Here is a 16,333-nt window from a genome sequence, read left to right on the forward strand (position 1 = left end):
CGTTAAAACTCTATCAGCATTATAGGGGAGACAACTAAATAATAATATTGGCTAGATTTTTGATGACTTTAAAAATAAGTGAGTAAAGGGAGATGAATTCTCCGAAAGGAATCTTCCTTTGGAGGGTTGGTTAGCGGATTAGAGGCTGTCGCCAAAATCAGCTTTAAATTTAGCCACCAGTTTTTCCTGCCAGTCAGATACGGGAGCTAATTTACCCATAAAGAACCGTAAAACTTTGGGTTCTTCCACAAATTTCAATCCACCGATGAGTTTGCGGTTGTCGTAGAGCCAAACGATACGGTCGATTGCATATTTAATTTGTGAGAGGGTAAAGACTCTTCGAGGAACGGCCAAGCGTAAAAGTTCCATGTTGGAATAATGCTCAGAGCCATCAGCCTCACGATCTTCAGAGAGGGTACCACGTTCCATACCTCGGATGCCGCCGGCAATAAATAGAGCCGCACCCAACGCGCCTGCGGGATATTCGGATTGAGGAATATGGGAAACAAACTCCATGGCATTTAGGTGACAACCTAAACCGCCTGCGGGTGTAACGACAGGTACACCGCGTTGTTTTAGCTCATTTACCATATATTCAATAAACAATGGCCCTTGACTGATCATATCGTAATCCATTGTTTCATCTAAACCAACAGTGATTGCTTCCATCTCGCGAACACTCATACCGCCATAGGTTAAGAAGCCTTCAAAGAGTGGGACTAGTTCGCGCATTTTCATATACAATTCATGATTGCTTGTGCAAATGCCGCCGCCGCGAGCATGACCTAATTTTCGAGCGGAGAAATAAATAATATCAGCCTGATCAGCGATTTCGCGAGCAATTTTTCTGATATCCACATTCTGATAAGCTGGTTCGCGCACTTTGATGAAATACAAGTTGTCTGCTAGGAGGCTTGCGTCAAGTACCAAGAGGAGGTTGTGTTGTTTGCAGATGTTATAAATTTCTTTTAGGTTTGCAAGAGAGAAAGGCTGGCCGCCGATTAGATTTGTACCGGCTTCTAGGCGCACAAACGAGATTCGCTCTACGCCATATTCAGCTATGGCTTTTTTTAGAAGCTCAGGAGACATATTGCCTTTGAAGGGGTTGTTGCTCTCAACGATCAATGCTTCAGGGTAGTGAATTTCTAAAACGGTACCGCCCTGGAGGCATATGTGTGCTTTTGTAGTTGTGAAGTGATAATTTGTGGGCACGATGTCGCCTTTTTTTACAAACACTCGGGAGATGATGTGTTCGCATGCACGGCCCTGATGAGCAGGCAAGACATATTTTGTTCCAAAAATTTCTTCGAGTTTGTTTTCCAGTTTAGAGAAAGTTGCACTTCCGGCATAGCTGTCATCAGCAACCATCATGGCGCTAAGTTGAAGGTCGCTCATAGCGTTTACGCCACTGTCGGTTAGCATGTCTAGAAATGTGTCTTTATTTCGGAGCAGAAAAGTATTGTTACCAGCTTCCTTAATGGCTTTTAATCGATCATCAATGGGCAGTAAATTTAATTTTTGTACAACCCGCACTTTGTGCATTTCAAGGGGTACAGCGTTACCGGTATAGAATTTTAATTCGCGCATACTGGTCTCCTCATCTCTTCTGCTATCCTTTAATCAATATAATTTATATGCTTTAATATAAAAACAGGTAACATAAAGACAAACAACAAATTCTTTTCTTGATTGGGTATCCGCCGCTTGGAATATAACACATGTTAGGTAGTAAAAGAAAAAACAATACAGACACACTCGGTTTTATTCGGAACCTCCATGCGGTATAAACTCACGGTTGACCGTAGTGGAAGTAGATTGAGAACCCTTTTGGGAATCAACCAGTTAAGATATTATCTGTACTCTTCAGCGGCTATTGGAGACACTGAACTACATGCCCATCATGCCGTGTTCATGTTCACCTTCTTCGTTGATGTGGTGCATGACATGGAGGCCTAAGCCTGTTGCGGCGCCTGCGGCTAATCCTATGAGCAGGTTGTTTAGCCACTCGAAGTGCCACAATAAGGCAATCACAACAAGGATGTCAAATCCAATGGCGACAACGAGGTAACCAGCACACCACATTTTAACGCTCATACCGCGGGGCTTGTTGATGCCTATACCGCCCAACACACCCAGCATAATTAAGAAACCGACTAATGCGTAGATTAGATTAAAGTTGAAGTCCATTTGGTGCACCCTTGCCTTTGGCTATGTTTCTTCGGGCTTAATTAGGCTATTGGGTCAACTAAAATTGATATCGTTGTTTAGCAAGGTTGCTAAGCTTTTTTAGGGTCACCATCAATCTCTAATGCGTTTGGGTGAACAGATGGCAAACTTTGATGTTAGGCAATGCCATAAATGGGCACAATTACTAAATGATCGAAAGGCAAAACTTGACCAAGCATTGTGTGCCATTGATAAGCAAGATTTTGATGTAGCAAAAAAATTAGTTTCACAGATTTTTGCTGGTTTTATGGGTGGCAGACAAGCTGATCCAGGCATGGCGGGTTCGTTGCTCTATCACATGGCAATGATTACCAAAATGGAAACAGAAACACAAGTACTCCTTGACGAGTTAGACATCAGTCAACCAGATGTTTCTGTTGTATTATCCAAGATTTATGGAGAATTCTATACCGATGCTCAAGAACTCGTCAAAGAATACATGGAACTTAACTTTGATTTCAAAAAAATCGTCTCCATCAAACACCCCGACAGTGAAGAAAAAATCAGTTTATTTAACAAGCTAAAAGAACAACAAAAAAAGACAGAAACACTACTAGCAAGCAAAGACGCCCAAGCCGCACCGGCGTTAGAGAAATTGTTTAGAGATTGGGCCGAGCAGGTTATCTTGATGCGGCTTCTCCAAGAATACGAAACCATCCGAGGATTACTGGTTCTATCCGAACTTGTAAAGTCAGAAGGACTAGAGACTGTGGAGAAAGTGATGGAGCATGTGCGCGATACGTTTGGACAGGAAACGGTAAACATCGCCTTGGATGTAACCCTAAAAGTAGGCATGCGCAGAGAAAAACTCCAATCAGTCATGCTAAGTGATCACTTCATCAACATGAACATGGGTATGGAAAATCTGGATGGCAAGATGGAGTTTCTCAACTGTCCCATCTATGGCAGTCATCGCTTCGCAGAAGAAAAATATGGGGTCGACCCAAAAACTACGGCATTGTTCTGCAAACATTTCTGCTTTGCTCATGCCAAGGCCATGCTCGATACTGTTTTGCCGTTTCCCTTTACGCTATGGCAACCCAAACGTCTCGCCAGCGATGGTATATGTGAATATTACCTCAAACTCGCTTACTCCCCCCAAGCCCAAAAACCAGAGCGTTTTGTACCGCTGGTTATGTCTTGGAATGTTACCCGCGAATGTAATCTCAAATGCAGTCACTGCTACCTAGACGCGGATGGAAAGAAACTAGATAATGAATTATCCACCCAAGAGGGCAAGCAACTGATGGATCAAATCCATGAAGTTAGTCGGCCTCTGCTTATTCTTAGCGGCGGGGAACCCATGTTGCGTCCCGATATTTTTGAACTCATCGAGTATGGCTCCAAAAAAGGAATCAAAATGGGATTGGGAAGCAGTGGATATCTCATCGATGATGCTGTTGCAAAGAAGCTTAAAACGTCAGGTATTGCAACCGTTTCTATTAGTCTTGACTCACATATCCCTGCACAACATGATGATTTTCGCGGCGTAAATAACGCTTGGGAACGGGCGGTCAATGCCTGCAAGGCTCTGCGCAAAAACAATGTACTTGTTCAAGTCAACACCACCCTTACCCATGAAAACTATGATCAAATAGATGACATCATGAGTCTAGCCGAATCCATCGGGGTTGAAAATTTCCATCTATTCTTCTTGGTACCCACTGGGCGCGGCGTAAAACTTACCGATATTTCACCCCAAAAATACGAAGAGATGATAACCACCACGTTTGCCAAAGTCCATCGCCACCGCCTAAACGTACGTCCCTCCTGCGCACCACAGTTTATGCGTATTGCCCAAGGCATGAACTTGGATATGAGACAGTGGATTCGAGGATGCATTGCAGGCATGTATTATTGCCGCATCTACCCCAACGGTGATGTAACCCCCTGCCCCTATATGCCAATCAAACTAGGCAATGTGCGAGAACAGAGCTTCAAAGATATCTGGTTTAACTCTGAAGTCTTTAAAAACCTCCGCAACCCCAACTGCCTCAAAGGCAAATGCGGCGCCTGCGAATACAAAATACAATGCGGCGGCTGCCGAGCCCGTGCCTATGGCTTATCCAGCGACTTTATTGATTACTGCGGCGATCTCCATGTACCATCTGAACAGAAAAAAGATTACCTAACCGAAGACCCTTGGTGCGTATATCAACCAAAAAACTACTAACCAACCTCCAAACCTGACGGACAGATATAGTTGGCAACCGTTAAGGCGGTGCTGTATGAATGCGGATACCAAAATGCGCAGAGAAAATAATAGTCGTATCACACAGCAACCGTTGAGGATAATTAGGATTTTGGCCTAGACAACATTTAACTTAAGAACCTTCAACATACTAACACTATAGGAGGCCAGGGTAGATGCACATGGGTAACTTTCAGAGTTTCCTTGGAACGTTTAAAGAGACCTCCCTAGCCTGTATTCTTGATTTAGGCGGTTTACTTGCGGGTTTTATGATTGCACTGCAACTCGGGGTTTTTGAGATTACCCCTTGGGCTATAGCACTCTATCCTGCGATAATTAGCGTAAAAGCAATTATTACTGGGTTGCTTACAGGACGCTTAAGCACTGCGCTACACTTAGGAACAGCTTATCCGCGCTTTTTTGGTAACACTAAAAGTTTCTACAAACTGCTCAGTGCAATGGTTGTTCTAACCCTAACAACAAGTGCAACCATCAGCCTAGTTGCGATGTTGTTTGGTTCTCTGTTTTGGGGAGTTACAATCAGCGAGTTTCCAGCCATTCTAACAGTCATGGTTGCTACCCTCTCGCTGGGATTGCTAATTACGGTGATAACGATTAAATTCACGTTTATCTCCTTTAAACGAAGTCTAGACCCCGACACAATTGTCTATCCTGCAGTTTCCATCTTGGCCAATATACTGATAACTTTTCTCTACATAGTGGTCCTTAATCTATACTTCTCAGTTGGGCAGTGGGCAATTGTCATCTTTGGTTTAATCAATGTAGGTTTAGTGTTGGCTGTTTTGCCCCTAAACGCTCGAGATAGGGAATTTCGACAAATCATCAAAGAATCTCTGCCCACCATACTCCTAGTTGCTTTTCTGGTAAACATTACAGGCACATTTCTAAAAGGCATAAGCAACATTGTAAATGGCAACAGAACAATCTATACTGTTTATCCTGCCATGATTGATATGATGGGTGATGCAGGTTTGATAGTGAGTTCTGCGGCTACGGTAAAGCTTACGCTGGGGGTTTTATCGCCGACCCTTGGTGCGATTAAAAATCATGCAAAAAGCATTCTGAGTGCGTGGGTATCGACATTTATGTTCTTTGTAGTCATAGCGGTAGTTGCATTAGCAGTCAATGGTCCCTTTACGGGGATAGCATTGGGTAATCTGTTGCTGATTCTTTTGGTTTCAAACGTGATTGCTTTTGCAGCTATTGTGCTAGTGCTTTTTGCCATTTCGATTTTAACGTTTAAGTATGGTTTAGATCCAGACAATTTTGTCATCCCACTGGTAAGTGCTTTGGCGGATGCTCTAACTACGATAGCGTTGTTTGTGGCGTTATTGTTGCTGTTTTAGATAGCATAATTAAAATATGCTAGAAGAGGTATTGATTGGTTGGAGCGCTCTTTAAAAGTTGCACAAGTTTGAGAAAGTAGAGTATAAACCGATCCCTGTCCGAGAACTACTTTTACAAATGAAGAACATCTCTGAATTAATGATAGACCTAGCCTACTCATCAGCCCTCTATAACGATAAAGATCTAGCCGAAGATGTACTGGCACTAGAAGATAGAGTGGATAACTTGGCTTATCTGCTAGAGATGGAAATTATGCTTGCCGCAAGAGACCCACGAGATGCGGAACAACTCATTGGGGTTTCAACGGTTGCGGCATCGGCTGATAAGATATCTGATGCAGCAGGAGATATAGCGGCCATTGTTACCCGCAATATCGGCATTCACCCGATCATAGGTGAGATTTTTGAAAAAGTTGAAGAGCGCATCATGAAAGTTACCGTGCAACCCAATTCGAGTTTAATTGAAAAACAAATTGGTGAACTTGACCTAGCGGCGAGTATGGGTGTGGATATAATTGCTATCCGTCGTAACCATGACTGGATACTTAACCCCAACAAACAGGAACGGGTTTACCAAGCAGATATTCTCATCACACGTGGTGCTCCCTCGGGTGTAGAGGAATTCAAGGATTTAGCAGAGGGCGATCTAACCACTATGGATGGGGAGAATCGGGTCAAGTTTGAGGAGATTGTTTCACGCTTTGTGGAATTGAAAGACACCTCAGAGTTGATGATGGATTTAGCATATTCTGCTTTGATGCTTAACAGTAAAGAGCTCGCAGATGAAGTTGAGCGGCTTGAAGAGCGTATGGATGATATGCATACAGGCTTTGAGTTACTGGCTTTAACGAGCGGTTTTAAAAATGAAGAAGCCCCAGGTTTTCTGGGATTAATTCGTCTGGGGATGGCAACTGAGAAAATCGCTGATGCCGCCGCAGAAATAGCGGAGGTTGTGTTACGGGGCATTGAACCGCATCCTATCCTCAAGTTAGCTATCCGAGAAGCTGAAGAAACCGTGATGCAAACCAAAGTCACGCTGGATTCGCCGCTGATAGGTAAGAGCTTAAAAGAGGCCCGTGTACACGATGAAACCGGTATGTGGGTACTGGTTATAAAACGTGATGACCTGTGTGTGCGTCCAAGACCCGACACAAAAATACGGGCAGGCGATATCCTAGTTGCCAGCGGATATACCGAGGGCACCGATGCCCTAAAGAGACTGGCCTCACCAAAACTAGAAGACGGCTCAGAAGACACCGAGAACACCGATGATATATAGCCGCAAAAAAGCGGCACTATTTTTCCGCTTTATTTCTACGCAACACGATTTTGTTTATGCGTTAACATCTCACTCAAAGCAATGTTAGCGTTGGCAGGATATAATGGGTGTACAACACTACAGTTGAGGAGCTACTTTGATGGTTGTACGGGCAACAACAAAATCCTTAATTCTTATCAACGGGTAATAGTTTGATGTGGGAATGTCTGATATTTAAATTACAAGATAACTCTAGTTTATCATCATCACCGTCAGCACTATCTTCCGAGATTCAAAAAACGCCCAAGAAACGTCATCAAATTTTTTATGCCATCATTGCGGTGTCGGTGGTACTTGTCGTGATATGCGCAACAGTTCTTTTGATTCCACTAAATGAGAGTTCACCTCGGGAGTTGAGCTTAAACTATGCTGTAGGTGAGCGTATGATTTATGAAAATACAAACATACTAACAAGCCAAATAGCAGAGGTAGAACGTTCTTTGTCAGATACGGCCACCTATAGGCATGACCAGAATTCAACCTTAATTATAGAGGTTCTAAGTGAAAACAGCGATAGCTACACAGTAAGACAAACAGGCACCATGACCCCCGATGTAGGTATAACTATATCGCCACTCACGCGATCCATTGACAAAGCAAGTTATTACATTAACTTTGTTGAGCCGCAGGGACAATTTATTTTCCACAACATCGACAGTAACCCAACATTTTTAGCCTACTTGGCCCAAGACAAAATTGCGGTGGGCGATGTCTGGACCATATCTGCAAACGTCGGTGATGCAAGTTTGGGGAGGACAGGCGAATTCATACTAAAATTTGTAGGAATACAAGAAATAACAGTTCCAGCAGGTACCTTCCAAACCATGCGTATTGAAATAACCAGTAAAGACCTAAGCTCTCACACACCCGACGTCAACATGACAATAAATAGCATTAATATGCAAATAAATGGCACCTCATATGTAGAGTGGGGGACCTTTCGCTTAATTAAAGCGGACCTAACACAAACGGAAGATGCGAGCAAAATAACGACGTATTCAGAGAGGACTTTGATTGAATTCACAAAACCCTAATTTTGTTTGACGATTCCTCGTCAAAATTTTTTTGACAATATTACCAGATCGTCTCATGATTTCTGGAAATTAAATTTTGAATAATCAAAGTAGTCTACAATGGGATGGAAAGAATCTACTAATATCATAATAAAGAGAACAGTTTCTACTCAGCGGTTTATATTGATAGGGAGTAGAGCGCTAGTTTAATTAAAAAAATTTAAAGGAAAGAATAGAATTTAGAGAAAAAGGATAGGTTATTTCTTTTTCTTAACTGCTGGTTTTTCTTCGGTGTCCGCAGTTTCTTCAGGAGCAGATACGGTTTGTTCTGCTTCTTTTTTATCCTCTATTTCAGTTGTGATTTCTTCGATTGGTTTTGGCGGGGGTGTTGTTGCCATTGTCCAGCCTATCCATGCGCCTATGAAGAGTATGGCAACGAAAGCGATTAGAACGGGCAGGGCGATGAGCCAGTATCGAACAGCGTCAACAGAGCCAACGTCAAGCCATGGCTGGATAAGTTGGGCATAACCGAAGAGTGCAACCAAATAAACGATAGCGACGACTGTGCAGACTAGGAGTATTGCTCCACCTATTGCTTGATCTTTGCTAACCATTTAGTGATTCACCACTTATTAGCCATTGTAGCCGATTAATCAATTTAAAGTTTGCCATGTTTTAGTGGGATACAACACTTGTTAGGTTGTTCCCATTTCCCATGTTGAGAGGTATTTTTTTTGCTCTTCAGTCAACTCGTCGATTTTAACGCCCATGGTTTGGAGTTTAAGCTCAGCAATTTTTTCGTCAATGTCTTTGGGTACTACGTAGACTTTGGTCTCAAGCTTGTCAGCTTTAGCGATGTATTCAGCACACAGGGCCTGATTGGCAAAAGACATGTCCATAACTTCGGAGGGATGACCCTCAGCTGCTGCAAGGTTTACGAGCCGTCCTTCTGCTAGGAGATAGAGGCGGCGTCCATCTTTGAGCGTGTATTCCTCCATGTTGGAACGCATCGTGCGATGAGAGCTTGACAACGATTCCAACTCAGGGATATTTATTTCTACATTGAAGTGCCCGCTGTTGCACATAATCGCACCGTCCTTCATTTTCTCAAAGTGCTCCTTACGTAAAACATGAATGTCCCCTGTGGCAGTGGCAAATATGTCACCAATAACTGCTGCCTCAGACATGGGCATAACCCGTAGACCATTCATAACTGCTTCCAATGCACGAGTTGGCTGTACCTCTGTGACTATGACGTTTGCACCTAAGCCTTGGGCGCGCATAGCGATGCCTCTGCTACACCAGCCATATCCGCCGACTACAAAGTTTTTGCCGGCTAAAAGAACAGAGGTTGCACGCAAGATACCATCGATGGTGCTTTGGCCTGTGCCGTAGCGGTTGTCAAAGAGGTATTTTGTGAGGGCTTCGTTGACGGCTACTATGGGATATTTGAGGCTACCGTCTTGTTCCATGGCTTTTAGGCGAACTACACCTGTGGTGGTTTCCTCAGAGCCGCCTTTGATATTTTTAATAAGGTCTTGGCGTTTACTGTGAAGCATGCCCACAACATCAGCACCATCATCCATAGTGATGGTTGGGCTGTATTCAAGGACCTTCTCGATGCATCTATAGTAGTCCTCGGTGTTTTGTCCTCGCCAGGCAAACACGTGTACGCCGCTATCTGCCAATGCAGCAGCAACGTCGTCTTGGGTTGAGAGGGGGTTTGAACCGCATAATGCGACTTTGGCGCCCCCCGCAATGAGGACATTGATGAGAACCGCAGTTTCTTTAGTGACATGAAGACATGCGGCAAGAGTTTGACCGGTAAGAGGTTTTTCTTTTTCAAACCTTTGTTTGATGATATTTAGAACAGGCATGTTTTTGGCTGCCCATTCGATCTGTAAGTGACCTTGGGGGGCTAACTTTATGTCTTTAACTTGAAAGTTTTCCATGAACGGTTCCTTCTTTAACGAATTGGGGCATTCGCCTTATTTAGAATTTACCTACAATTCATAAGGTGTATAGTGTGGTGCGCAGGGTTTTGCTGGAAAAGTTAAAGTAGATCAAACTGAGCTAACTCTAAGAGAGAGAGCATCGAATTTGAAGGAGCCTTTTGCTGGTTTTATAGAAAAACTTGAACCCCGCACTTTGGTGATCACATGTGGTTTGCCTGCAAGTTTGAAAACCGGCGTGGCTGAGGAAATCTCAAAAATCAAAGGTTACCCTATTTTGCACAGCGACACTATTCGACTTGAAGTCTTAAAAGATAAGGACATTTTTGATCCTCAAGTCGCGGGCAACATGAACAATAGGCTAGCAGTCTATGAAGAAATGTTTAGACAAGCAACCATATTAGCAAAAGAAGAAAACGGCGTCATTTTGGATGCTACCTTTATCACTCAGGCACTGCGGGAACGCGCCGCAGAGATCGCTGTAAAAAACGGGTTGGCGTTTGCCATCTTTGAAACCAGCTGTACCCAAGAAACTGCTCTAAATCGAATCAGGGGCCGCAGTAGAGAAAAATATGAATCCAACGCACTGACCCAAGAAGCCTACTTGGCCAACAAAAACAAATTTGAACCTATAACTATAGACACCATAAAAACCAAGTTTCCAACCCTAGAAATTGTGTATTTAACGGTTGATACCTGCCAGTACGGAATAAATAATTGGACCATAACTAAGCAAGAAAAAAGGTAACACATTTGACTATTGATTTACATATCCATTCATCGGCTTCCGATGGCAAATTTAGTGTTCAAGAAATTCTAAGGGAAGCCAAAGTCCGAGGCCTGAGCTTTTTATCGCTAACTAATCATGACAACATTAGTGATCAAAACCAAGCTATCACCCAAGCAAAAAAAGCAGGTATTGATTATGTCAGTGGTGTTGAGTTAAATGTTACCTTCACTTACCAAAAATACAAAGAGGGTAAACCGTTCGCTCTGGATTTTTTGGGATACCAATTTAACCCCGCCAATCAAGCACTTCAAGACAAGCTTACGCTAATAGCACATTACCGTCAAGTGCGAGCAACAAAAATCTTGGAGAATCTTAATGCAGAATTCAAAAAAGAAAATATCCCAGCCTTAACAGAGGACGATCTGCACAAAATTGAGGAAACCGTTGAGGGGTCACTAGGGCGGCCACACATCGCGGATTATCTTATCAAAAAACAAATTGTAGCCAATCGACAGGAAGCCTTTGAGAAGTACCTCATGAAATGTGATGTCCCAAAGTATCCGTTGAACTTGGAGGAGGCCTCAAAGCTCATCCGAGATGCGGGAGGAAAACTTGTGCTTGCCCACCCAAGCGATATCTGTGGAACTTCTCTACAACCCATAACATCGGTTCCACAGGAGCAGACCAAAATAATTCAAGAAACCATGTTGCACTATATTGATGGAGTAGAATGTTGGCATCCAAGCCATAGTGCAGAAACCACCAATCACTACATCAAATTCGCAAAAGAACACAACTTGCTTATGACAGGGGGCAGTGACTGCCACCAAAAACCCGTCATCATGGGCATCGTTGAAATTCCCAGCTGGGTAAGAGACCAGTTTTGTTAGAGACTCTGGGCATACCTGGCAGCTAACTGGAAATAGGCCGATGCTTCTTTGACTGCTAGGCGTTTATCTGCTACGACTATGTTTGGGTCGTCTAAGCGGAAACTGACTACTTTGCCTCGCACATAGGCACGATAGCATTTATAGAATGGTAACATCTGCGCCAGCTGGGCGTCTTTTGAGTAGAGGATGTATTGTTTGATGAAGTAATTAGATAGGTCGTTTCGGTTTTGGTAGTCAAGATCCATAGCTAGAAAAGCTACATCAGAGGCTATGTCACTATAGCGGAAGCGATCGTTGAATTCGATGGCATCAAATATACAAATTGGGTCGGTTACAAAGATGTTACTGGAGTAGAGATCACCATGGCAGTCGCGCACCCGCCCATCCGCGATACGGCTCTCAAAAAGAGCAGAGTTTAGGTCCATAAAATCGGTTATTTTTTGTTGAATTAAATTGTAATCGGTTTGGGAGATGGTTTGGTCAATGTATTTTTGAGTTTGTGCAAAGTTTTCAACCCAATTTGTCTTTACGATTTCCAATCCGCCAAACGTATTTATCTCTGGGCTGGTTTGTGCTTCGGAGTGGAATTTAGCGACTATAGCGGCGATTTCATCAATAGTTTTCTCAGTTATTTGGTTCTTCTGTAACAATTCGCTCATTAGTCGTTCTTGGGGTAGGCGTAGCATTTTGACTGCATATTCAACGGTTTCGCCGTCTCCACCTATGTGCAGTTTATCTGTTTTGTTGATGGGAACTACGTCGAGGTATATGTGGGGACACAGTCGCCTGTTGAGCTGGAGTTCTTTTCGGCAGTAAATCTGTCGCTTCTCAAGGGTGGAGAAATCTAGAAATCCAAAGTTTACAGGTTTCTTAATTTTATAAACGTATTTTTCAGTGATAAAGACAAATGAGATATGGGTTTGGACGAGCTCTATTTTGTTGACTGGATCAGGGTAGGTCTCAGGCTTTAGCATAGCCTCAACTATGAGATTTGTGGACTGCATTATTGATATCCCAAGTTATTCTGGAGCCGGCAACCAATAAACATAGGGTACATAGGGACAAAATGTCCCCTGTAAAATGACAACCGTATTGTTTGCTAGGTTGAGGTTGTCTTGAAGTTTTTTACGTAATCAAGAACGCTTGTAGCTTGTTCTTGGGTAATATGTTCATGTTTAACCAGTGAAGTGACTATGTCGGTGATTTTAGCTAAGGCGTGGATTTGATAGCCCAGGCTTTCGAGTTTTTCTTTACCGCCATGTTCACGGTTTACCACAACCAACATATGCTTAACAGATGCGTCCAGTGATACCAGGGGTTTTATGCCCTCAATTTTAGATAGGCCTTCACTGATAACGTCATCAAAGAAGAGCACACTATCGCCTTTGACTATGTCGGCGCCGGCGGTTCTGCCTGTTACGCCATAGGCTTTCTCCTCTTTGCGTACAATAACACAGGGCATAGCAAGTTTGATGGCAATGCTTGGGGCGATGAGAGCCCCTTTGAGTTCAATACTAGCCAGCTTGTCGATGTGCTCAGATGCGGCAATTTGGCGGATTTTCTCAGCTGCAACTTCGGCGATAATGTCGAGTTGTTTAGGTGCTGCTAGTACACGAGCTAGGTCTATGTAGTAGGGACTGACTGCACCGGATTTTATTTTAAAACTTCCAAATTTTAGACACCCTGAGAGATAGAGAGCGTCTGCAATTTTATCGGTGACGGGAGACATAGGCGTTCTACGATGTGAATGGGTAACTAAGAATTTAACCCTTTACTGACAGCTCTAAACAGAGATACAAGTAACTAACTTACGATGAGAGAAACAAGATGCTCTTGTTTGTTGGGGTTATTTTGAGGATGTACAAACAACGATCCATTTGACGTTGTCAAAACCGTATTTGGTTATGAGAGGATCGAGAAAATCTGGAGCTAGGTCATCTTCGATTTCTGTGAAAACCACAGTATCGCCGATGCGGTAGACAACTGCTATATCAGTGAGATCTTGTAGAGCAGAATATTGACCTTTGATTTCCCAATAGGTAGAATCTGATTTGACCTCTTTCATAATCCAGGAGTACTTGTCACCTGGATGTTCGCCTTCTGTGTAGTTGAAAGCACAAACGATGTCGCCGACGGTTTTGGGATCATCAGATGTCTTTACATAAAACCAGACAGTCACATTTGACACCAGTAATAAAGTATTGGTGTACCCCCTTAAAAGCAGCTATTACAAATTTAGACAGAGAAGGGTTTGGCTTCTATTAGTGTAAGGGTTTCAAAAAACGGAAGACTACGTTCTGCTGTTACGCATGCACTGAGGCCCTGTTGGTTAAATCCGCTGAGGGTTTTTTCAACGCCAGTTAGTGTGGACTGCATAAGAAGAACTTTGCCAGAGGACGTTAGGTATTCAGAAACCTCGGTTATGAATCGATCAACCACTCCTCGACCGTCTGCACCGCCGGCCCAAGATCGCCCAATCCAAGTTGTCTCTTCACCTTGTTCAGAGGGCAGGTAGGGTGCATTGAACAATACTAAATCAAATCGAACATTGTTTTGCAGTGCACAAAACAGGTCGCCTTGCAGAAAAGCGATTTTGTCGGTTATATGGTTGATATGGGCGTTTTCTTTGGCACATCGAATGGCATAGGGATTTAGGTCTATTGCTGTTACGTCACCGCTTTTTTTTGCCGCCAGCACCGCAAGGATGCCGCACCCAGTGCCTAGATCTAAAACCCGTATGCCGGGGGTTATATGGAGATTTTCAGCAAAGAGAAAGGAATCCTCGGCGGGTTCATACACATCTTCATAAACATTAAAAGAAAATCCGTTAAATGCTAGGCGTTTAGTTGGGTAGGGCATTTAGGATGGCTCCGAAATCTTGGGGGGTCAGTTCTCGGGGGCGGCGCTCAGCGAAAGGTAAAGTTTGGGCTATTTTTTCTGCGGCTTGTTTGTCAAGTTTTAGGTTGTTGCGTAAGAAGGGTGTGATGGCTTTGGAAAGTTTTTTGTTGCGTTCGCTAAACAGCCATTTGGTTAACTGGATAAAGAGGCCAGGGTTTTTTATTTCAAAGGGTTTTTTGGTCCAAGGTTTGAGGCAGAGAATAGTTGAGTCTACCTCTGGGGGTGGATAAAATTTATCTTTAGGTACCTCATTGTGGAGGGTGACGTTTGCTTGTTGGTGGACAGCCACGGTTAGCCAGCTGTATTCTTCGCTACCCACGGTTGCGATGAGGCGTTTTGCGAATTCTTTTTGTACAATCATCACTGTTGCGTTGACGTTTTGTTCTATGGTCCACATGACCAGTTGGGATGAGAGGTAGTATGGGGGTATGGCAATTACTTTGTTAAATTTGGGTAATTGTACTTTTAGAACATCACCCGCTACAATAACTATGTTTGGTAGGTCTTGGGTGTTTTTACGCAGTATGGGGACAAATTGGGGGTCTTTTTCTACAGCTATTACGGTGTGGCATTTGTTGGAGAGAAAGCAGGTGAGAAATCCAAAGCCTGCGCCTACATCTAAAACTGTATCGGAGGGGTTTAGAGTTGCGTATTCGCAGAGTTTAGAATAAAGGGTGGGGTCAATCATGAAGTTTTGACCCAAGAGTTTGTTGGGGGTTAGGTGATGGGTTAATAGCAGGGTTTGGATTTGCTCTTGGCTCATCGTTATCCTTACTGTGCCCGTGTGAACAGTCGATACTTGCTGTCGCCTTCAAGCTCTTCGAGGACACGTTTGGTAATTAGCTTGACAGGGTTGGGTAACTCGGTGCGTTTCTGCAGATCCTCAAAGCTTTCAAAGGGTTTGCGTTGGCGTTCGTTTATGACCTGCCACATGTATTTTTTGCCTATACCTGGAACCAATTCTAGGGCGTGCATGCGGGGGGTTATGGCGCGGGCAGTGTTGAAGAAGTTAACGAACCATTTTTCACGATTCTGTACCACTTTGGTTATGACGCTTGGGAGTTCGGCTCTTGCGGCGGCTGTTAATTCTTCATAGCCAATGCGACCGATGATGTAGGTGACTTCTTCGCGGCTGTTTTTGCCCACATAGACACGGTCGCCGGGCTTAAGCATTAGAGTTTCTTTAACTAGGGCTTCCAAGACAGTGAAGAATTCTTCACCGACACATTGAATAAGGGCGCCTGCACGGTAACCTGCTCTGCCAGTGGGGCGGAACCCTGGTTTGCCATGCGGAAGGAAGTCTAATACGTAAGCATTCTCTTCATAGCGTTTTTCCATGACTGCCAACTCGTATATCCTATAGAGTATTCTCTAGTCTAGTTAAAAATACTTTAGCCGCTCAGAGTTACTTGAGCAGGCGGTTCTCGTTTAAGAGTTCGACGATTTGGTTTAGTTTTTGGGCTTCGATGATTTTTTTGCCGCCGGCTAAGAAGATGCGGAGTTCATCTACGGTTTGGGGCATACAGTTTATGATTTGGACCGCTTCGGATTCGTCGAGTTCGTACTCTTTGGTGAGTTTCTGCAAGAGTTCCTCAGCTGCTTCCGGCTCTGCTTTTGTAAATTTGCTTACATAGTCAAAGGTGCGGCGCTGGAATTGGTCAAGGTTTTCTTCACCGATTGTTTCCAGTACTTTTTTAACCTGTGGCAGAGTTAGACGGTTTTCGCTTACTTCGCTCTTGCTCATATTT

17 protein-coding genes are annotated in these 16,333 nt (G+C 43.6%); 6 read left to right on the forward strand and 11 right to left on the reverse strand.

Translation table 11 applies throughout. The features are described from left to right. Nucleotides 1-138: 138 nt before the first annotated feature. Both FWF39_RS00095 and FWF39_RS00100 read right to left on the reverse strand, forming a co-directional pair. The gene (locus FWF39_RS00095; RefSeq protein WP_343381392.1) at nt 139-1,587 is read right to left on the reverse strand and encodes a tryptophanase; all 1,449 of its coding nucleotides are present in this window, start codon (nt 1,585-1,587) and stop codon (nt 139-141) included. A gap of 300 nt (nt 1,588-1,887) precedes the next feature. Continuing rightward, a complete protein-coding gene (locus tag FWF39_RS00100) occupies nt 1,888-2,187 on the reverse strand; it encodes a hypothetical protein (protein WP_343381393.1) in 300 nt (99 codons plus the stop codon). A 139-nt stretch (nt 2,188-2,326) separates the two neighbouring features. Here FWF39_RS00100 and FWF39_RS00105 point away from each other — a divergent pair, with 139 nt between their 5' ends. The 4 genes from FWF39_RS00105 to FWF39_RS00120 all read left to right on the forward strand — a co-directional run bounded on the left by FWF39_RS00105 (nt 2,327) and on the right by FWF39_RS00120 (nt 8,136). Continuing rightward, a complete protein-coding gene (locus FWF39_RS00105; RefSeq protein WP_343381394.1) occupies nt 2,327-4,399 on the forward strand; it encodes a radical SAM protein in 2,073 nt (690 codons plus the stop codon). A gap of 200 nt (nt 4,400-4,599) precedes the next feature. After that, nucleotides 4,600-5,784 carry a magnesium transporter gene (locus FWF39_RS00110; protein WP_343381395.1) on the forward strand — a complete coding sequence of 395 codons (1,185 nt, stop codon included), beginning with the start codon at nt 4,600-4,602 and terminating at the stop codon, nt 5,782-5,784. A 118-nt stretch (nt 5,785-5,902) separates the two neighbouring features. Continuing rightward, nucleotides 5,903-7,063, forward strand: a complete 1,161-nt coding sequence (locus FWF39_RS00115) for a TrkA C-terminal domain-containing protein (RefSeq protein ID WP_343381396.1) — start codon at nt 5,903-5,905, stop codon at nt 7,061-7,063. A gap of 194 nt (nt 7,064-7,257) precedes the next feature. Then, nucleotides 7,258-8,136, forward strand: a complete 879-nt coding sequence (locus FWF39_RS00120; protein WP_343381397.1) for a hypothetical protein — start codon at nt 7,258-7,260, stop codon at nt 8,134-8,136. Nucleotides 8,137-8,372: 236 nt separating this feature from the next. Here FWF39_RS00120 and FWF39_RS00125 read toward each other — a convergent pair whose 3' ends face one another. Continuing rightward, nucleotides 8,373-8,729 (reverse strand): transcriptional regulator, encoded by a 357-nt coding sequence (locus FWF39_RS00125; RefSeq protein ID WP_343381398.1) that lies wholly within the window; start codon nt 8,727-8,729, stop codon nt 8,373-8,375. A gap of 81 nt (nt 8,730-8,810) precedes the next feature. Beyond that, a complete protein-coding gene (locus FWF39_RS00130; protein WP_343381399.1) occupies nt 8,811-10,067 on the reverse strand; it encodes an adenosylhomocysteinase in 1,257 nt (418 codons plus the stop codon). Between the two features lie 199 nt (nt 10,068-10,266). Here FWF39_RS00130 and FWF39_RS00135 point away from each other — a divergent pair, with 199 nt between their 5' ends. Both FWF39_RS00135 and FWF39_RS00140 read left to right on the forward strand, forming a co-directional pair. Then, nucleotides 10,267-10,815, forward strand: coding sequence for an ATP-binding protein (locus tag FWF39_RS00135; RefSeq protein WP_343381485.1), 549 nt, complete (start codon nt 10,267-10,269; stop codon nt 10,813-10,815). Nucleotides 10,816-10,820: 5 nt separating this feature from the next. Then, nucleotides 10,821-11,687 (forward strand): PHP domain-containing protein, encoded by an 867-nt coding sequence (locus FWF39_RS00140; protein ID WP_343381400.1) that lies wholly within the window; start codon nt 10,821-10,823, stop codon nt 11,685-11,687. On the opposite strand, the gene FWF39_RS00145 is transcribed toward FWF39_RS00140, so the two are convergent. The 7 genes from FWF39_RS00145 to FWF39_RS00175 all read right to left on the reverse strand — a co-directional run bounded on the left by FWF39_RS00145 (nt 11,684) and on the right by FWF39_RS00175 (nt 16,329). Next, nucleotides 11,684-12,691, reverse strand: coding sequence for a gluconokinase (locus FWF39_RS00145; RefSeq protein ID WP_343381401.1), 1,008 nt, complete (start codon nt 12,689-12,691; stop codon nt 11,684-11,686). The genes FWF39_RS00140 and FWF39_RS00145 overlap by 4 nt on opposite strands. A gap of 95 nt (nt 12,692-12,786) precedes the next feature. After that, complete coding sequence (locus FWF39_RS00150) at nt 12,787-13,416, reverse strand: phosphoribosyltransferase family protein (protein ID WP_343381402.1); 630 nt, start codon at nt 13,414-13,416, stop codon at nt 12,787-12,789. Nucleotides 13,417-13,533: 117 nt separating this feature from the next. Next, nucleotides 13,534-13,866 (reverse strand): hypothetical protein, encoded by a 333-nt coding sequence (locus FWF39_RS00155; RefSeq protein ID WP_343381403.1) that lies wholly within the window; start codon nt 13,864-13,866, stop codon nt 13,534-13,536. Between the two features lie 56 nt (nt 13,867-13,922). Next, on the reverse strand, nt 13,923-14,546 hold the full coding sequence (locus FWF39_RS00160) for a HemK2/MTQ2 family protein methyltransferase (RefSeq protein WP_343381404.1): 624 nt from the start codon (nt 14,544-14,546) through the stop codon (nt 13,923-13,925). Beyond that, nucleotides 14,530-15,348 (reverse strand): 16S rRNA (adenine(1518)-N(6)/adenine(1519)-N(6))-dimethyltransferase RsmA, encoded by an 819-nt coding sequence (rsmA, locus tag FWF39_RS00165; protein ID WP_343381405.1) that lies wholly within the window; start codon nt 15,346-15,348, stop codon nt 14,530-14,532. Before rsmA ends, FWF39_RS00160 begins: the two co-directional genes overlap by 17 nt. Before the next feature lie 8 nt (nt 15,349-15,356). Continuing rightward, entirely contained in the window at nt 15,357-15,923 is a 567-nt protein-coding gene (locus FWF39_RS00170) for a DUF655 domain-containing protein (protein ID WP_343381406.1), read from the reverse strand. Between the two features lie 67 nt (nt 15,924-15,990). Next, complete coding sequence (locus FWF39_RS00175; RefSeq protein WP_343381407.1) at nt 15,991-16,329, reverse strand: RNA polymerase Rpb4; 339 nt, start codon at nt 16,327-16,329, stop codon at nt 15,991-15,993. Between the last annotated feature and the right edge of the window lie 4 nt (nt 16,330-16,333).

This window comes from Candidatus Bathycorpusculum sp. (assembly GCF_009778815.1).
In the GTDB taxonomy this organism is placed as follows: domain Archaea; phylum Thermoproteota; class Bathyarchaeia; order Bathyarchaeales; family Bathycorpusculaceae; genus Bathycorpusculum; species Bathycorpusculum hydrogenotrophicum.

Bases quoted from the DNA above. Each gene is read 5' to 3' on its own strand.
- FWF39_RS00110 (WP_343381395.1), top strand. From the start codon at position 4,600: ATGGGTAACTTTCAGAGTTTCCTTGGAACGTTTAAAGAGACCTCCCTA.
- FWF39_RS00130 (WP_343381399.1), bottom strand. From the start codon at position 10,067: ATGGAAAACTTTCAAGTTAAAGACATAAAGTTAGCCCCCCAAGGTCAC.
- rsmA (WP_343381405.1), bottom strand. From the start codon at position 15,348: ATGAGCCAAGAGCAAATCCAAACCCTGCTATTAACCCATCACCTAACC.
- FWF39_RS00150 (WP_343381402.1), bottom strand. From the start codon at position 13,416: ATGTCTCCCGTCACCGATAAAATTGCAGACGCTCTCTATCTCTCAGGG.
- FWF39_RS00120 (WP_343381397.1), top strand. From the start codon at position 7,258: ATGTGGGAATGTCTGATATTTAAATTACAAGATAACTCTAGTTTATCA.
- FWF39_RS00175 (WP_343381407.1), bottom strand. From the start codon at position 16,329: ATGAGCAAGAGCGAAGTAAGCGAAAACCGTCTAACTCTGCCACAGGTT.
- FWF39_RS00125 (WP_343381398.1), bottom strand. From the start codon at position 8,729: ATGGTTAGCAAAGATCAAGCAATAGGTGGAGCAATACTCCTAGTCTGC.
- FWF39_RS00105 (WP_343381394.1), top strand. From the start codon at position 2,327: ATGGCAAACTTTGATGTTAGGCAATGCCATAAATGGGCACAATTACTA.
- FWF39_RS00115 (WP_343381396.1), top strand. From the start codon at position 5,903: ATGAAGAACATCTCTGAATTAATGATAGACCTAGCCTACTCATCAGCC.
- FWF39_RS00095 (WP_343381392.1), bottom strand. From the start codon at position 1,587: ATGCGCGAATTAAAATTCTATACCGGTAACGCTGTACCCCTTGAAATG.
- FWF39_RS00170 (WP_343381406.1), bottom strand. From the start codon at position 15,923: ATGGAAAAACGCTATGAAGAGAATGCTTACGTATTAGACTTCCTTCCG.
- FWF39_RS00160 (WP_343381404.1), bottom strand. From the start codon at position 14,546: ATGCCCTACCCAACTAAACGCCTAGCATTTAACGGATTTTCTTTTAAT.
- FWF39_RS00145 (WP_343381401.1), bottom strand. From the start codon at position 12,691: ATGCAGTCCACAAATCTCATAGTTGAGGCTATGCTAAAGCCTGAGACC.
- FWF39_RS00100 (WP_343381393.1), bottom strand. From the start codon at position 2,187: ATGGACTTCAACTTTAATCTAATCTACGCATTAGTCGGTTTCTTAATT.